Annotated in this window: 17 protein-coding genes; 10 read left to right on the top strand and 7 right to left on the bottom strand. The window is 45.7% G+C overall.

The window, feature by feature from the left end; genetic code table 11:
* Positions 1–3 precede the first annotated feature (3 nt).
* From AC0L6N_RS17135 to AC0L6N_RS17125, 3 genes are read left to right on the top strand one after another with little or no spacing between them, the layout of a single operon-like run.
* On the top strand, positions 4–570 hold the full coding sequence (locus AC0L6N_RS17135; RefSeq protein ID WP_011576459.1) for an RNA polymerase sigma factor: 567 nt from the start codon (positions 4–6) through the stop codon (positions 568–570).
* Entirely contained in the window at positions 563–1,096 is a 534-nt protein-coding gene (locus tag AC0L6N_RS17130; RefSeq protein WP_473476265.1) for a hypothetical protein, read from the top strand. Before AC0L6N_RS17135 ends, AC0L6N_RS17130 begins: the two co-directional genes overlap by 8 nt.
* A gap of 21 nt (positions 1,097–1,117) precedes the next feature.
* The gene (locus tag AC0L6N_RS17125; RefSeq protein WP_473476262.1) at positions 1,118–2,083 is read left to right on the top strand and encodes a DUF4097 family beta strand repeat-containing protein; all 966 of its coding nucleotides are present in this window, start codon (positions 1,118–1,120) and stop codon (positions 2,081–2,083) included.
* Between the two features lie 61 nt (positions 2,084–2,144).
* Here AC0L6N_RS17125 and ispB read toward each other — a convergent pair whose 3' ends face one another.
* Positions 2,145–3,116, bottom strand: coding sequence for an octaprenyl diphosphate synthase (gene ispB / locus AC0L6N_RS17120; protein WP_473476259.1), 972 nt, complete (start codon positions 3,114–3,116; stop codon positions 2,145–2,147).
* 239 nt (positions 3,117–3,355) lie between these two features.
* Between ispB and rplU the strand changes: the two genes are divergently transcribed.
* The 5 genes from rplU (at position 3,356) to tpx (ending at position 6,748) form a co-directional block, all read left to right on the top strand.
* On the top strand, positions 3,356–3,667 hold the full coding sequence (gene rplU, locus AC0L6N_RS17115) for a 50S ribosomal protein L21 (RefSeq protein ID WP_006990965.1): 312 nt from the start codon (positions 3,356–3,358) through the stop codon (positions 3,665–3,667).
* 15 nt (positions 3,668–3,682) lie between these two features.
* On the top strand, positions 3,683–3,940 hold the full coding sequence (gene rpmA / locus AC0L6N_RS17110) for a 50S ribosomal protein L27 (protein ID WP_006990966.1): 258 nt from the start codon (positions 3,683–3,685) through the stop codon (positions 3,938–3,940).
* Between the two features lie 173 nt (positions 3,941–4,113).
* The gene (gene cgtA / locus AC0L6N_RS17105; protein WP_473476256.1) at positions 4,114–5,283 is read left to right on the top strand and encodes an Obg family GTPase CgtA; all 1,170 of its coding nucleotides are present in this window, start codon (positions 4,114–4,116) and stop codon (positions 5,281–5,283) included.
* A gap of 118 nt (positions 5,284–5,401) precedes the next feature.
* Positions 5,402–5,917 carry a type 3 dihydrofolate reductase gene (gene folA, locus AC0L6N_RS17100; protein WP_473476254.1) on the top strand — a complete coding sequence of 172 codons (516 nt, stop codon included), beginning with the start codon at positions 5,402–5,404 and terminating at the stop codon, positions 5,915–5,917.
* Positions 5,918–6,253: 336 nt separating this feature from the next.
* Entirely contained in the window at positions 6,254–6,748 is a 495-nt protein-coding gene (gene tpx, locus AC0L6N_RS17095) for a thiol peroxidase (protein WP_011576453.1), read from the top strand.
* 112 nt (positions 6,749–6,860) lie between these two features.
* On the opposite strand, the gene AC0L6N_RS17090 is transcribed toward tpx, so the two are convergent.
* Positions 6,861–7,067, bottom strand: coding sequence for a cold-shock protein (locus AC0L6N_RS17090; protein ID WP_006990971.1), 207 nt, complete (start codon positions 7,065–7,067; stop codon positions 6,861–6,863).
* A gap of 382 nt (positions 7,068–7,449) precedes the next feature.
* Here AC0L6N_RS17090 and AC0L6N_RS17085 point away from each other — a divergent pair, with 382 nt between their 5' ends.
* The gene (locus AC0L6N_RS17085; protein ID WP_473476252.1) at positions 7,450–9,612 is read left to right on the top strand and encodes a VTT domain-containing protein; all 2,163 of its coding nucleotides are present in this window, start codon (positions 7,450–7,452) and stop codon (positions 9,610–9,612) included.
* Between the two features lie 5 nt (positions 9,613–9,617).
* A complete protein-coding gene (locus AC0L6N_RS17080) occupies positions 9,618–10,349 on the top strand; it encodes an endonuclease/exonuclease/phosphatase family protein (protein ID WP_473476250.1) in 732 nt (243 codons plus the stop codon).
* Positions 10,350–10,353: 4 nt separating this feature from the next.
* Here AC0L6N_RS17080 and AC0L6N_RS17075 read toward each other — a convergent pair whose 3' ends face one another.
* From AC0L6N_RS17075 to AC0L6N_RS17055, 5 genes are all read right to left on the bottom strand, one after another.
* Positions 10,354–11,064, bottom strand: a complete 711-nt coding sequence (locus AC0L6N_RS17075; RefSeq protein WP_473476247.1) for a DUF6445 family protein — start codon at positions 11,062–11,064, stop codon at positions 10,354–10,356.
* A complete protein-coding gene (locus AC0L6N_RS17070; RefSeq protein ID WP_473476244.1) occupies positions 11,064–12,557 on the bottom strand; it encodes a tryptophan halogenase family protein in 1,494 nt (497 codons plus the stop codon). Before AC0L6N_RS17070 ends, AC0L6N_RS17075 begins: the two co-directional genes overlap by 1 nt.
* Positions 12,558–12,591: 34 nt before the next feature.
* The gene (locus AC0L6N_RS17065) at positions 12,592–13,605 is read right to left on the bottom strand and encodes a cupin-like domain-containing protein (RefSeq protein WP_473476241.1); all 1,014 of its coding nucleotides are present in this window, start codon (positions 13,603–13,605) and stop codon (positions 12,592–12,594) included.
* A gap of 44 nt (positions 13,606–13,649) precedes the next feature.
* The gene (locus tag AC0L6N_RS17060) at positions 13,650–14,381 is read right to left on the bottom strand and encodes a SapC family protein (RefSeq protein ID WP_473476239.1); all 732 of its coding nucleotides are present in this window, start codon (positions 14,379–14,381) and stop codon (positions 13,650–13,652) included.
* A gap of 124 nt (positions 14,382–14,505) precedes the next feature.
* Positions 14,506–17,490, bottom strand: coding sequence for a TonB-dependent receptor (locus tag AC0L6N_RS17055; RefSeq protein ID WP_473476237.1), 2,985 nt, complete (start codon positions 17,488–17,490; stop codon positions 14,506–14,508).
* Positions 17,491–17,557: the final 67 nt, after the last annotated feature.

The raw sequence follows: 17,557 nt of genomic DNA, 5'->3' as shown, positions 1-17,557 counted from the left end.
AGATTGACTGAGTATTCGAACGTTGTTGCTGCTAAACATAAGTTTGCCACCGATGAAGAGCGGCAGCTACTGCTAGCAGTAAAAAATGGAAACCGACAGGCATATCATCAGCTGTACCATCAATATATTGGTCAGGTATATGCTTTGTGCTACCGGCTAACGGGAGATAAGGCGTTGGCAGAGGATGCATCGCAAGAGGTCTTTATTCAATTATGGCGGAAAATAGGGGATTACTCAGAGCAAAGCAAGTTCTCGACATGGCTGCATACCGTGACATCCCATATTACGATTTCGTATATTCGTAAGCAGCGTGGCTGGGTTCAGCGCATGTTTAATATAGAAGACTCAAGCGCCGCAAACGATGTTGCTGAACCTTCTGCCGGGGAAGTGGATATTGAAAAGTACGTGACCCGCTTACCTGAGCGCGCTCGTATCGTTTTTGTGTTGCACGCCATTGAGGGTTATCGCCATGAAGAAATCGCGCAAATGACCAATATGGCAGTAGGAACAAGTAAGGCTCAATTCCATCGAGCAAAGCAGTTATTAGAGGAGTGGATGGGGTATGCATAAGCCAGATTTTGAGCAGGTCTTGCAGGGAAAACTCGCCCAGCTAGACACACAAAAGCAACCTGAACGTGATTTATGGCCGGGCATAGAGTTGGCGTTAGTTAAGCAAGAAGACGAAGCGGGTAATGTATTCGACCTAAGCGAGAAGAATGCTCGGGCTAATAGCAATAATCGTTATTGGGCCAAGGCATCAGTGTTGGCAGCGGCTGTCGCTATGCTTGCCTTGGTAAGCTGGAAAGGACTGCTACCTAGTGATGATATGATGAGCGGAGATGAATTAGTGGCCGCTTTAAGCGCTCAGCACGCAGAGCAGAAAAATGCGCTTTTAGTGCAGTTTGAAGGGGAAGTCGCACTCACTAACAATTGGCAGCAGCAATTAACTGAGCTTGATAGTGCCGCTGAGGCGATTAAGAAAGCACTGCAGAACGAACCGAATAACATGGCGTTGTTGAAAATGCTGCAAAGCGTACATCAGCAACAGATCAACTTAATAGAGCGTGTGCATTCACCTAAGTGGTCACAGATCTAGTCAGAATGTTAGGAGTGAAAAATGAAACTAATGATGCTTAAAGGGGCGTTCACAGTAATCGGTATCATGACTGTGTTAAGTGTTTCTGCGGGCGAACAGATCGATCGCACCGTTGAAGCAAACCCTAAGGGATATGTGGAAATAGAACACGTTAATGGACAGGCTGAAATACAGGGTTGGGACAAGCCTCAAGTACAAGTGAAAGGAACGCTGGGCGAGCAAACAGAGCGGTTTGTGTTTGAACGCAGAGGCAACGAAGTGTTAATCAAAGTGAAAGTTAAAAACAGCCGCAAGCACAGCAGTCGCTGGGACCAGGATGACGAAGATCAGCTCGTGATTTTTGTACCGCGCCAAAGCCGCCTAAATTACACAGCCGTGAATGCAGATGTATTGCTCAGCGCTGTTAAAGGAGGTGTTAGCGCAGAAACGGTTAACGGTGACATTAAGGCCAAGCAGCTGGCTGGACGCTTGCGTCTTGAATCGGTCAATGGCGACATTAACGCCAGCGAACTCCAAGGAGATGTGGCTATTCAAACGGTCAATGGTGATATTCGCTCAAGCAGCACCCAAGGCAGTGAAGATAGATATGAAACGGTTAACGGCGACGTGAACGCAGAATCCAGTAGTGAAGAAGTACGGGCTACCACTGTCAACGGTGACGTAAAACTAATGATGCAGACCGTTAAATATGCCAAATTAGAGACCGTTAACGGTGAGCTCAAAATCGCACTAGCACTGGCTGAAGGGGGAGAGCTTAACGCCACTTCGGTGGGCGGAGAAATTGATTTGAATTTTAGGGAAGGGGTTTCTGCGTTGTTTGACATTCGAGCCCACGCAGGCGGAAAAATCACTAACCGTTTAACCCAAGACACAGTACAAAAAGAAAAATACGGTCCCAGTAGCTGGTTAGCCACAAGTACAGGACAAGGCCAAGGTAAGGTATCTGTGTCAACCGTGAATGGTCGAGTGAGTATTTCGAAGGATTGATTCAACTGCCGCCCGAGAGGACAAGCTCGGGCAAAAATACATCGTTTAATATTTTGAATGATTAAGCTACGCGCTCAACCGAAATATGGGCTAGGCCAATTAGCGCTTCTTTATAGACTGACTCTTCAATCGGGGATAAAGCATCGATGGCTTGTTGGGAGGCTTTTAGAGCTTGTTGTTTGGTGTAAGTTAATGCTCCTGTTTGTTCCATAGTCTCTAAAATCGGAGCTAGGTTATCCATGCCGTTACCTGTTTCAATGGCCTCGCGAATAATCGCGGTTTGCTGCTCATTACCATGCCACATAGCATATAGAAGCGGGAGGGTGGGTTTGCCCTCAGCTAGATCGTCCCCCATGTTTTTGCCCATCTCTTCACTGTCAGAAGCGTAGTCCATAATGTCGTCAACAAGCTGAAATGCGGTGCCTAAATACTTACCATAGTCTTGCATAGCGTTTTCAATCGCTTCACTTTGCTTAGTCAGTACTCCAGCTAACAAGGTGGCAGCCTCGAACAAGCGAGCGGTTTTACTATAAATAACCTCCATGTAACTCTCTTCTGTGGTGTCAGGGTCATTACAGTTCATGAGCTGCAGCACTTCCCCTTCGGCAATCACATTGGTCGCATCAGACAATATTTGCATGACGCGCATGCTATCGAGGGTCACCATCATTTGGAATGAACGGGTATAAAGGAAGTCACCGACTAACACGCTGGCTTGATTACCAAACACTTCATTAGCGGTTTCGCGGCCCCTACGCATGGTTGATTCATCAACGACATCGTCATGCAGTAATGTCGCAGTATGAATAAACTCAATGATCGCGGCTAGTGTGTGGTGCTGCTCGGTCTGAATATTCAAAGCCCTTGCCGCTAAGACTGTTAACAGCGGGCGAAGTCGTTTGCCGCCGCTATTAACTATATAAAAGCCAAGTTGATTGATCAGCGAGACATCTGAATTCACCTGCTTTTGGATCAGTTGATTGACTGCGAGCATATCTGGCTCAGCGAGTGAAAGGATGTGGTCTAAATCCATACTTAAAATTCAACTCTGACGATAAGGTATTAATTAGCGTGCGATTTTACAGAAATTACACAGGGTATCCAGCAGACATTATGTAACAATTGCCCGCAAAGACGCGTAGAATATGTGTTGCTGCATATTTGAACAAATAAATTCAATTTGGTACTTGCGACGACTGCACGGTTCACGTACAATTCGCGCCCTGTTTTTGAATATATAGCGCTAAGATTAAGCGCAGAGCGGAGTTAATTATGTACGCGGTTTTCCAAAGTGGTGGCAAACAACACCGTGTGGCTGAAGGCCAAACCGTTCGTCTAGAGAAGATCGAAGTGGCTCCAGGTGAGTCAGTAGAATTCGGTGATATCTTGATGGTGAGCAATGGTGAAGATGTTAAGATCGGTACGCCTTTTGTAAGTGGCGGAAAAGTTACTGCTGAAGTAGTAACACATGGTCGTGGCGAGAAAGTTAAGATTGTTAAGTTTCGTCGACGCAAGCATTCACGTACCCAAATGGGTCACCGTCAGTGGTTCACGGAAGTGAAAATCACTGGTATAAGCGCTTAATAGGAGTTCGAACTAATGGCACATAAAAAGGCTGGTGGTAGTACTAATAACGGTCGCGACTCAGAAAGTAAACGTTTAGGTGTTAAACGTTACGGCGGTGAGTCAGTTTTAGCGGGTAACATTATTGTTCGTCAACGTGGTACTCGTTTCCACGCTGGTAACAATATGGGTATCGGCAAAGATCACACTTTGTTTGCTTTATCAGATGGTAAAGTTCAATTCGAAGTTAAAGGTCCTAAAAACCGTAAATTTGTAAGTATCGTTGCTGAATAATTAGCAATTTTACACAGTTTTAAAGACCCCGCTTGTGCGGGGTTTTTTGTTTGAGACGTCTTATTTATCATTTTGCTTGAATAAGACAAATAAGCACAGTTGTGGTGTAACACCGCAGTAAATGCGAAGTAGTATAAACTCTTTATACTCTTTACTTGAAAGTTGAGTTAACGATGAAATTTGTAGATGAAGCTGAGATCCGCGTAGAAGCGGGTGATGGCGGAGCCGGTACGGTTAGTTTTCGCCGAGAGAAATATGTTCCTGATGGCGGCCCGGACGGCGGCGATGGTGGTGACGGTGGAAGCGTCTACTTAGTTGCAGATGAAAACCTAAACACGCTTATCGATTATCGCTTTGAGAGATTTCATCGTGCTGAGCGCGGTAAAAATGGTCAAAGCGCTGATTGTACTGGCCGTAAAGGAGCTGACCTAGAAGTCAAAGTACCAGTAGGTACTCGTGCAACGGATACCGAGACAGGTGAGCTATTGGGGGATTTGACCAAGCATGGTCAGCGCCTAAAAGCAGCGCAAGGCGGCTATCACGGTTTAGGTAATGCACGCTTTAAAACCAGTACTAATCGCGCCCCACGTCAAAAAACACTAGGTACACCAGGCGATGTACGTATGCTTAAGCTAGAGCTTATGTTACTGGCTGACGTAGGTTTGCTGGGCATGCCAAATGCCGGTAAGTCTACTTTTATACGTAGCGTCTCTGCCGCCAAGCCAAAAGTAGCGGATTATCCGTTTACCACACTTGTGCCTAATTTAGGTGTTGTGCGTTTAGATGCCATGAGCAGTTTCGTGATTGCTGATATTCCTGGTTTGATTGAAGGTGCGTCTGAGGGGGCTGGTTTAGGGATTCAATTCCTTAAACATCTTGAGCGCTGTCGGGTGTTGTTACACCTTATTGACTTGATGCCTGCCGATGGTTCAGACCCAGTGGATAACGCCAAAGCGATAGTGACTGAGTTAGAAAAATACAGTCCTAAGTTGGCCGCTAAACCACGTTGGTTGGTGTTTAACAAAGTCGACTTGATGTTTGAAGACGAAGCACAAGACCTGTGTAAAAAAATCGCGGATGCCATGCACTGGGAAGGTGAATATCACAGTATTTCCGCAGTGCAGGGCAAAAACACTAAAGAGTTATGCATCAAGGTAATGGACTTTATCGAAAGTTTACCCGAAGACGCTATTGAAGAATCTGATGAAGAAGAAGTTGGCTTTAAATGGGATACTTACCATAAAGAGACAGTGGAAAATTATGAAGACGACGATGATTTTGATGACGACGATGATGATGACTTCGATGGAGACGACGATTTCGAAGTGATTTACCAAAAGTAAGCCGCATATGGGTTAGCTGTGAGTGCTCTGTAAAGAGTGCCATGTTAAAAGAGCTCAGCTAACCTAGGTTTACCGAGTGAATAGCAAGTAATGTAGTTGAAAAGTAAGGTGTTCTAGCATGGCAAAGATAGCTATGGTTGCTGCAATGGCAAACCAACGAGTCATTGGTCTTAATAATCAGATGCCTTGGCATATGCCTGCAGATCTAAAACACTTTAAACGTATCACCTTAGGCAAGCCAATTGTGATGGGGCGAAAAACGTACGAATCAATTGGTAGGGCTTTACCCGGTCGCCTCAATATTGTTATCACTAGCGATCAGAATTATCAACTGGCAGATGCGAGCATTGTACATAGTTGTGAGCAAGCAATTGCTGTAGCCACGTCACATATGCGAAATGACGGAATGCCAGAGCACGAGCAAGAAGTGATGGTCATTGGCGGGGGGACGGTTTATCAGCATTTTTTGCCCCACGCTAATCGTTTATATTTGACCTTTATTGATCTAGATACCCCAGGGGACACTTACTTTCCAAATTACTCGGATGGTGCATGGCAAGAGATTGAAAGTGAATCTAACGACCCTGATGAGAAAAACCCCCATTCATATCGCTTTGTTACCTTAGCTAGGTAACCTCTTTGCCTGTTTAGCATCGTTGACTGAGCGTCCTACAAATGTAAACCAATACATATAACCATATGTTCATCTGGAAGTGATGCTAGGTATCAGCGTCAAAAGTGGGGTGGGGGCGTGATTAAAGCCATTGACGCCCAGCGCTAGATTGCCTCACATGGCAATCGGGATAAATGGCACAAACGATGCTCCGAATATTTTCGCTGACACTTTGCCACAGCTTTTATCTCGCCACATAAAAGTAATTATAAGACCTCGCCATTGTTTTCTTTCTTTCGTCCCCCATTTTAATATCTTCAGAACATACATTATTAATCAAAGAAAGTTGGAGAACATATGAGCACAGTGACTTTAAAAGGCAATCCATTTAATACCGTCGGCGCTTTACCAAGTGTTGGTGAAAGTGCGGCTGATTTTCGTTTAGTGAAAACAGATCTATCTGAAACGACCTTAGCTGATTATAAGGGTTCACGCTTAGTTCTGAATATCTTCCCCTCAGTCGATACCCCGACTTGTGCCATGTCTGTTCGTAAATTCAATGAGCAAGTGGGTAAGTTAGAGAACACCAAAGTGTTATGTGTCTCTGCGGATTTACCTTTTGCGGCCGCACGTTTCTGTGGTGCTGAAGGTATCGAAAACGTTGCTACAGGTTCAAGTTTCAGAGGTACATTTGGCACTGACTATGGCGTTGAGTTTGTTGATGGGCCATTAACTGGCTTGTTGTCACGTAGTGTGGTGGTACTTGATGAAAACGGAAAGGTTATTTATACCGAGCAAGTAACTGAAACGGCTGATGAGCCTGACTATGATGCGGCGATTGCTGCGTTGTAATTAATAATTACCTACTAAATTGGTTTTCATTGATATGACTATTTTTTGAAGCCTAAAAAGAAACGAGCCGCTATGCGGCTCGTCTTAGGCGATTACTAACGTAAGTCTGTAATTAAACAGGAACTACGTTGTTCGCACATGGGCCCTTAGGGCTCTGACCAACTTCAAACTCAACCGCTTGGCCGTCGTTCAAAGTTGCATATCCACCACCGCTTTTAATTTCTGAGTGATGAACAAATAAATCTTTTCCGCCGTCTTCTGGAGTAATGAAACCGAAACCTTTGTCCGCATTAAACCACTTAACTGTACCTTGACTCATAATCTACTCTACTTTGTTTAAAATATTGTTTGCAGAAAACCTGCGTTGACCATTGTATAGGTTATTTTTCAGTAAATCCGCTCAATTCCACGTTTACTTCATTTTTTTGCTCGCCAATTTTTCAGACTCCTTGGTTTTCATCAGCTGGCGTGTATTTTGCTCACAGCCCTAGTAGGTCATTAATTTACGAGGTAAAGGCGTCTAAAACGGTAGCGAGAACTAGTCGCAACCTTAGGCATCACGTGCACTAGCTAATTTAACATCGTCTTCTTTAGACTGTGAAAATTTATACACACGCTATGTGTAAATCTTATAAACCTCCATCAATTTTCGCTCGAGTACGCATAGGTATTTAGAGCGAATTAAACTAAAAGGGAACATTATGTCTTATAACGCTTCGTCTTTATTCAAAGAAAATGAAAATTGCTGGCAAACCAGTCAAGCGGCTCATGCTACCCCTTTAATTGACGGAGCTAACTATTATCGGGCCTTACATAAAGCGATTTGTAATGCTAAACGCAGCATTTTCATTGTTGGATGGGACATTGATAGCCGCATTCGCTTATTGCGCGGCGACGAGGAAAAAAACGCCAGCGCCCCATCAGTGATAAGTGAGCTATTAAAATGGAAGGCAGAGCAAAACGAAAATATCAAAATATATTTACTGCGCTGGGACTCATCCCTAGCGTTTTTTAGCCAACGAGAGATGTGGGCAAAAGAAGTGTGGGACAACAAAACCCCAGACAATGTTAAAACCACTCTGGACAGCACGATCCCTATGGGGGGAAGCCAGCATCAAAAGATAGTCGTTATTGATGATGAAATTGCTTTTTCCGGAGGTATGGATGTGTCGACTAATCGCTGGGACACCCGGGAACACCTGATCGATCAACCCGAACGAGTAGGGCCCGACGGTCCTCATGGGCCACTGCATGACGTGCAAGTGCTTACCAGTGGGCCCATTGTTGAAAGTTTCGCTCAGCTTGTCAGGTGGCGCTGGGACAGGATAAACGAGCAAAAAGCGATCCCTTTCTCTCCTGTCAAAAACACTGGCCGCGAGTTACCTGCGTCATGGCCGGACAATTTTCCACCTACCATGGGGGATTTGCCGTGTGCTGTGGCGCGTACGATACCGTTTATGGATGGGGTTGAGCCTGTACAAGAAGTGCGTCGCCTATTGCTCGACCTTATTGCGCAAGCTAAGCGCTTCATCTTCATTGAAAATCAGTTCACCACGCGCCAAGAAGTAGCGGAGGCACTTAATGCTCGTTTAAAGGCGTGTCCAGAATTACAAGTGATAATCGTTAGTTCCTACGAGCCAAAAGGAAAGTTCGAGAGTGAAGCATATTGGGCAAGTAGGATTGATTTCAAACGTATTTTAGAAAACGGGATAGATGAGAATCGCGTTAAAGTGACGTATTCGACGCTGACCAATGAAGCAGGTGAGAGTATCCAAAAGCGGGTGCACTCAAAGGTCATGAGTATTGATGAGCGTTATTTAGTGATTGGCTCATCCAATATTAGCAACCGCTCTATGAGTCTTGATACTGAAGTCGATTTAGTGTTTGCTGGAGACACAAGCCAGAACCAGCAAGATATTATACGCGTTCGTCATGACTTACTTGCCGAGCATACCGGTCGCACCATTGAGCAAGTGGAGCAGATTTTTGAATCGCCAGACCCATTGAATAACCTTTTAAATGACCAAGCGCCTCACGGATACCAACTCGCTGAAGTCCGCGATGATCAATTCACCAACAAGGCGTGGCAACCCGTTTTTAGTTCGTTATCAGATCCAGAAAAACCATTGATTGCACCAATTCAAATGTCCAACGGCAAAGTGGTTGGCGTCGGCAACCCCAAACAAAAAACCATCGTTTTCATGCTGATTGCATTACTGGTACTCGTGCTGGGCGGCTTGATTTTCTGGGCCGGCCATTCCATTCCTTGGCTAACCGCCGATAATTTAGAGCAGTTTTTACAAGACACAAGGGGCACAATGTGGGTCATTCCGACCATTTGTGTCATCTATATCATCGCTGGATTAGTGTTTTTCCCAGTGACGGTTCTATCCCTCGCGGTGGCGGCAGTCTACGGGCCAATATGGGGTCCAGTTTATGGCATGCTCGGCGCTTTGCTTAGCTCAGCAACACTGTTTGGCTTGGGCCATATCATGGGAATTAAAGGGCTGCGCAAAATGGGCGGAGCTAAAGTGCAAGCCGTAGATGATAAGTTTAAAGACAGCGGTGTGGTGGGAGTGGCTGTTATCAGGCTGATTCCTATTGCTCCCTTTAGTCTCGTTAATCTTGTCGCGGGTATTTCATCTATTGGGCTCGTGCAATTTCTGGCAGGTACATTCTTAGGCATGTTTCCTCCAATGATTGCCAAAGGCTTGGTAGGGGATTCATTAGGTAAGATTTTTACAAATCCTTCTCCTGAAACCATAGGTTATTTGGTAGCGGGTATCGCCTTCTGGGCGCTTATGATTTACGTATGCCAAAAGTTAGCACGCATTTATCAGTTGAAAAAAGCAGACGCGAGCTAAGATTTATGCGGATTGTAACTTACAATATTCACAGCGGCGTTGGGGTTGATAAAGTGCAAAGCTACGCACGTATAGGGCAGTTTTTGGCGAGTCAGTGTGTGGATATTGCGCTAATCCAAGAAATGGACACGCGGCCGCCCGAGCGCAGCATTAAGGACGATGTTGAACAATTATGTGCAGGGCACTTTACTCAGCTTATCTCGTCACCCGCTTTGCAAGAATCCAGCGGTTGGTATGGAAATGCTGTCCTGAGCCGTTATCCGGTACTATCCAAAAGAACTTTGGATGTCAGTCAAAGCGGGTTTCAGCCGCGTAATATTCAAGAGGTGGTCTTGGACACAAGTTTAGGCCCCCTTAGAGTCATAAACACCCACAAGGGACTGAAGAAACAAGAAAGACGCAAGCAATTTGCCTTGCTTGCTGAGTACCTACGGGAAAAGATGGCGGGCTCAAAAATACCCATTGTGTTAGGGGGAGACTTTAACGAATGGCAATTTATGACCAAGGCGTTCAAAGATATTAACCAAGTCTTAAATGAAAACCCCGTTCGAGCGACTTTCCCCGTCGCGTGGCCGCTGTTTAGGTTAGACCGGTTGTGGACATCCTTTGATTTAAGCCTCATGAAGAAGCGGGATGCTAACATCAGTAGTATCAGCGCAAGCGTGCTCAAAACGCCACAGACACGTCAGTTTTCAGATCACTATCCGATTTTGCTAGACATAGCACAAAGGCAATAGCGCGTTACTTAAAATCGATAAAGATGTTTGCCGTCAAACGCCCTTGCGCTGGATTGCTACTGATATCGGTTACTGGATTGATTAAGCCCGAGTGCAAAAGATTGCCAGGATAGATGATTAATCGATTTGGTCGATACTCAACTTTGTCATAAAGAGTAAACTGTTCGGTGGAATCGGTAATGTAACCCGCTGCAGGCTCTTCCATACGATTGATGAAGTGTTCGGCAAATTTTAAATAAGTCCGCTCTCTTTCTTCTGAGATACGCTCGAACTGAGTTGCATTGTCCCTAAAAAAGCCTGTTCCACCATGATGGCTGGGACTGATGTAATAAAGCAAGGCAAAATAATAAGGCTGCACGGCATCAAAGTGAGGAATGCGTTGCAAAGTACTTAGATACTTTTCGGGTGTCGCAACCAAAGAGTAGTAGCCTGCTTGGGGTTTAAGTTGCAATGCTTTTGGTATGGCAAAAACTTGCGCTATTTGCCGGTATGTCGCTCGCAGTATCTCAATGATGTAATCTCTGGGCAGCTCTGTGCGAGTTCCTGGGTAATAACCGCTCTTAGCACTGCTAAAGCCGACATCGCCGCAGGCATTTACTTCAATATCTTCTGGGTTTAGCAATAGTTCATCAATAACAATAACCGGCGTTTTTTCAATACCGATGTATTTAACACTAACGCTTCTATTTGGGTTAAGCCTTAATGACGATGCCATTAGCTGGCTATTTTGGTTTGGCAATAGTGACGGATAAAGTCGTTAACATCTGGCCAATTCGACACTTTGCGCTTCACATTATTTTTAATATTATCCAAAAAGCGTTGTAACTCATCGTCACTCATCATGTCTACTATGGGATGGTATTGTTTGGGCATGATGCCTTGGCCTAGCATAACTTGTATCCATGATGTTTCACCAAATAACTCTTCGGCTTTTTTAAAGACTTTTCCGGTACCTTCGAATAATTGCATGCGATGGGATAGCGTATTGGGTATCGGCATGCTTTTGCAATAACGCCAAAACGGCGCGTCTGTGCGCTCTGTTTGATGATAGTGCAAAATAATAAAGTCTTTAATATCTTCCACATCGGCGCGGCTCTGGGTGTTAAATTCATCTACATCGGCTTGTTCTATACCGTTTGAGGGAAACGTCAGCATCAAGCGCACTATGGCGCGCTGAAAAAGATGAATACCGGTGGACTCTAACGGCTCAATAAAGCCAGACGACAACCCTACTGCAATACAGTTTTTGTTCCAATGTTTACGCCGCGTACCGGTTTTATATTTTATAACTCTAGGCTCATTCAGGGTCTCCCCTTCAACATTGGCTAACAAAACCGCTTTGGCTTGCTCATCACTCATGTATTTGCTGCAAAACACTAAACCATTGCCTGTGCGATTCTGTAGCGGTATGCGCCATTGCCACCCTGCTTCACGAGCGATTGAGCGGGTATAAGGTACAGGATTTGGCTTGGCGGTAGTTTGTACCGCGACTGCGCTGTCGCACGGTAACCAGTGGCTCCAATCTTCAAAGCCTGTGTGCAACGCTTGCTCAATCAAAAGGGCACGAAATCCCGTGCAGTCGATGAATAAATCACCTTCTACTACCTCACCAGAGGCGAGTGTGAGCGAACTGATGTCGCCTGAGTTTTCATTTAGATTAACCGTTTGAATTTTACCTTCGATACGCTTACAGCCATGCTGCTCGGCCATTTTTCGTAAAAACTGTGCGTATAACCCTGCATCCAAATGATACGCGTGGTTTTGCTCTTGATTGGCTAACACTGCAAAGCGGCCCTCACGGGAGGCGAGATGCTCTGGCACATAATCGCCAATTTGTGTGACCATGCCTTTTTGTTTGCCTTTAAGCCAAAAATGTTGGAAACCTGCGGCCCAACACCCCTGGCCTAGAAATCCAAACGAGTGAATGTAGTCTTCGCCTTGGGCTTTCCAGTTTTCAAATTTAATGCCCAATTTGAACGTGGCATTGGTGGCCGCCATAAACTCTTGTTCATTTATGCCAAGTAAGCGATGAAAAATATGCAAAGTCGGTATAGTCGCTTCACCGACCCCCACTGTGGGGATGTCGTCAGATTCAATCAGAGAAACCGTTAAATTCTTACCCAGTAACTTAGAGAGTGCAGCCGCAGCCATCCAGCCTGCAGTGCCACCGCCAGCAATGACGACACGTTTAATCGGTTGTTTATCCATCTGTTTATCCTGTTTGTGCGACACGTCGCTCAGTTTATACTTTTAATTTATTCAGCAAACCCGCGCGGATTTTTTTAGCGTTGGGCAAGTCCAGCGGTAGGGTTAGCATGCCTTTGGCATCTGCCGGTATATGCGCATCTTTTAATGAGTCAGGCTCGAATACGTAATGCTCGAACAAGTTCTGCCACGCTTTTCGCTGAGCGTCTGGCAGGCTGCGTAAACTCAATATGGCCAATTCAAGAGCTGCCTCGGGGCGCCCCAAATAAGCGGGGGTATCCCGCCACCAATGTGTAATTAATGCGTTGAACGACTCAAGCCCCGCCACATGGTGCCACCACATACTGGGGATGAATAACGCATCTCCAGGGGCGAGCTCCGTTGTAAGGGATGCATCCAGCGCTTGTTGAAATTTGGGGTAGGTATCAAAGTCAGGATTGTCTAAATCTACCAGACTGATGTCTTGCCCGCCTGGGGATAACTCCATTGGGCCAATATACAGATTTGCCACCTGCTCGGGTGGGAATAACGTAAAGCGCCTGCGCCCTGCAATGCAGCACGCTAGGTTATGGGGGAAGTCATAATGGGCTGCAATCTTGGTTTGGTTGCCTAACCAGATGCTAGTCAGTGGATTAAGCGGGTCTAAGCCTGCATTATTTAAACTGTTAAACTCTGGTAATACACTATTGATTTCAGTGGAGGCGACATAAAAGGTTGGCGGATTTTGCTGGGCCGCTTGTTCGAATAACTTGTCTAGCACTAGGTTCAAATCGACTTTTGAGCCTTGAAAGTTAAAGCCAGTCATTTGTTCATTGTAAAATACGCGGCCGTTATTCTCCGGCGGGCCATAACAGGCAAATACGGGGTTGCCTCGGTATAACCCTCGCAAGTAATCGGCGGCGTGTTTACTGGATTTTCGGGCTTCTTTTACCACTGGCCAATCAGCTGCAAAGTCACGCAGCACTAGAGGTTCGTTCGAGCTAAATACAAAATCAGGAATATTGCCGGGATGGCAATTGGCGATCTCTTTAATGCTTGCTTGTTGACTCATACAAACTGACCCATGTTCGCTAATATAATGATGAGATTAGCGCCTTACATTGCGCTTTGTTTGGCATTTTTGCGATTCAATAGATGGCGTATATTGCCATGAGATGCAATCTGCATATAAATCGCCTGCAAGTAACCTTTTGCATGCAGCTTACTTAGGACGTCTGCACTGAGTTCGCTTAGCTTGTCTTCGTTAATGGTGTAAAAGCCTATCATCTGATGACTAGAGCCATCATTTAGGCCCACCTCAAGGGTAAAGGACTCAAGTAGCTCGTGGGCTAATAATGCATCGATAAAATCCTTGGAGTCGTTTACACCGTGGTGAATGACCTCAAGCATATTGGCAACACTATCTAAATATGGGGTATTACCCCCGTATTCTAGAAACAAGGCTTCTCCGTGCTCGGTGTTGACTCTTGGGTTGTCTAAGTCGATATGCAATACGCGCTGAGTTTTCTCTTGCCCCTCTTCTACAAAGGTTTGATTACCGATAAGAAATGGCTGGCGAGCAACGGTTAATGGAATATAAGCAGCGTCCCACTTTCCATCCTGTAGAAAGAGGTTTTCCTGTTGTTCAAAGCCAAACAAGACTACCGGGAAAAACGCTCCCGTGTTTGCATCTTTATTGAAAAAGATAGGGTAGTAAGTTTGCAAACTTTTAAATTCACTGGGAAAGGTGAGGGCGTACCACACATTGTCACCGTAATCGGCTGAACGCTCAGTGATAACCTTAATATTTTGATGCTCAATACTGTTGAGTAATACGTTATTGGCCATGTTAAACCTCGATTATTGAAAACACAGAGGCCGCTTTTAGCAAGATGCATCCAAGCGGCCTTTATTCGTTATGTGCGTTTTTTATCTTTTACGTAAGACAATATAACGGGAAAATGTCTAACGGTTAGAAGGTATAACGTGCACCTACGCTGTACCGAGCACCGGTTTGGGTAACATCTAGCACGTCAATCTGAGTACGCCCAGAGTTACGGCTGTATTCATTGGTAATATTAATACCTTGAATAAACACGTTTAATCCTTTTATCTGAGGTACGTCATAGCCGATATTGAAATCAATCTGGCTATACTCTTCAGTGTAAACAGGCGCTGGACCCACATCCCCTTGAAAGCCAGATACATAGAACTTATCACGCCAGTTGTATGCAATCCGCGCTGAGAAACCATTCGCTTCATAGAAGGCCACAAAGTTGGCGGTATCACTGATCCCTTGCTCGGCTACTTGATCACCAATAACGAAATTATCATATTCATTCTCGGTATTCACTAAGGTGTAGTTAGTGAACAAACCAAAACCTGTGTCACCAATCAAGTGTTGCAGCGTAAATTCCCAGCCATCAAAGGTACGCTCTTCTGAATCATTCACTGGGGTGAATATATCAAAGTTCATTGCAGCATCAGTGTCTGGGTTGCCAACAATGATAATGTTGCCACTGTCATCTTTGTACACATTAGGGTCAGTTGCGCCGTAAGTGGCAAAGATGTATTCGCGCTGGGCTAAGCCGTCGTTACCGACTGCCGCGAGTGCTTCAGTTTGATACGGGCCATCAGCAGGATTGACAATGTCAAACGTAGTTGAAATCGGTGCAGTAGAAATAAAGTTAGTCACGTCTTTGGTGAAGTAACCCACTGATGCATAGCTGCCTTCTGCGTAATACCACTCGGCGGATAAATCGATGTTGTTTGACTCAAGTGGCTTCAAGCCTGGGTCACCGGTATTACCTGTGCCGCCAGTAATACGTGCGCCTTGGTTCAATGTTTGCCCGCCAATCATGTCACCATAACTTGGGCGACCAATGGTTTCGCTATATGCCGCACGCAGCATGACATCTTCCACCACTTCAATATTGAAGTTAATGCTAGGCAGGGTATGCGTATAACTGCCTGTTCGGGTTTGAAATTCTTGAATGCCGCTGGCCAGAAGGGTGACTTCTGTTGTGCCTTCCCAGCGCGAGCCGTTGTATTCTGGCACGGCAGAGGTGGCGGTAATGTCCGTTTCTTCGTAACGTAGACCAACGTGAACATCGTATGGCATATCGCCAATTTCACCTTGGTAGTTGTATTGAAGATACACAGCGGTCATTTCTTCTTCGGTTAACTGATCCGTCGCTGCTGCGTAGTCACTAGACGGGCAGAATAACGAGCCGCAATCGCCGACTAAGGTGCCATCGGCGAATGATGCCGGTGTAAATAAAGCCTCAGCAGCTGAACGAATACCTTCAAAGTCAAAGGCAAAGTAGGTATTTAAAATGTCGTAGTTTTCAGGGCCGAAGTCGTTAAAGTTGCCACCGTCTACGTCGTCAAATTTGTCGTGAATGGTTTCACGAGGGAATAAAGCATCGTCAAACTGACCTGCAGTCCCTTCGCCGCCCCAGTTATTGCGCTGAACGTTAACTTCTTGGCTATGATTGCTGGCGTCGGTTAACGACACACCGAAATCGATACTGCCGCCATTATCGAACACATATTCACCGCGAAGTTGGGTTTGTTCGATTTCAGCTGTGTTGCGCTCATTGGTAAATACGCTGCCGGTGACAATCATGTCAGACGGTTGTATCGCGTTACCGCCACCTACTGCTAATACAGGGTAATCACCGGTAAAATCTGTTGCTGCTGAAGTACGCACAAAGCCCGCCATGGCCAACTGGTTGCTAGAACCAAGCGGGTTGTTTGGTGTGTTCTTAGCTTCTGAATTATGGTAGTCCAGCTCTAGGCTTAGGCTGTCGTTGACTTGCCAATCTAGATTGACACCGATTGAATCTGTTCTGTCTCGCGTGCCAGCGTCAGACGCACCCATTGAAAGGTCAGTTGGCGTGGCATAGGTTTCTGAGTATAAAAGAGGTGACGCGATAGGGCCGTCAGACCAGACGTTTTCAGATGCGCCAAAGCCATACCATGCTGATACGTTGTTCCATTGGGTATCAATATCACGATTAACATAGGTGTAATCGACAGTCGCAGTAAAGTCATCAACAGGGCTGTATTGCAAGACTAACTGGGCGTTAGTTCGGGTACGTTGTTGCTCTTCAAATTGGTAAATAGTCGTTTGTGGAACGGAGTAAATATCATCATCACCCGGACGGTTCGTTTGGGTATCGTCTTTTGCTACGCCGCCCCATGCCGCATTGCTACCTGACCAGTCATTATCAGCAATACCAGGGAAGCTACGCCAGCCTGTTCCCACACTGGCTTTTTGGCTGCCACTTTCACGCTCTGAGTAACTGGCTGAAATAGCGACACCAAATTTTCCATCGTCAGACGTGTTTGAATATAGGCCAGACAATTCTGGCGTAACAGAGCCACTTTGCGTCGAGGTGTCATCAAGTGCCTGAGCACTGATAGTGGCATGCATACCTGGGTTATTAAGCGGGCGCAACGTAGTAATGTTAATCGTTGCACCGATACCACCGGTGGGCACATGTGCTTGAGACGTTTTGTATACCTCCACGCCGCTAACGCTTTCTGCCGCTAAGTTAGCGAAGTCAAATGAACGTTCACCTGTGGTTGTTGGCAGTTGGCGTCCATTCAACGTCACTAGGTTACGGGTCGGACCAAAGCCGCGCACCGTCACCTGGCTACCTTCGCCATTGTTACGGTCGATTGCGACACCAGAGATGCGTTGTAACGACTCCGCTAAGTTACTGTCCGGGAACTTACCAATATCTTCGGCGTTGATCGCATCAACAATACCTGTTGATGAGCGTTTAACGTCTAAAGACTTGATCATGCTGCCACGTATACCCGTAACGTTAATCACTTCAACGTCGCTTTCGCTCGCTTCTTGAGCTACAGCAGGTGCTAGCATAGTGGCACCTAACAGCACTGATATGCTGCTCGCGAGTCGTGTTTTATAAAATGTTTTAGCTTTCATGTGTGTTCCCGGTTGTCGATGAACGAGTTAGTTGTAAGCGCTTTCATTTACAATTTTAAAAAATGCA

The organism is Paraglaciecola sp. G1-13 (genome assembly GCF_055809255.1).
This window is presented reverse-complemented; position numbering and strand designations above follow the sequence as displayed.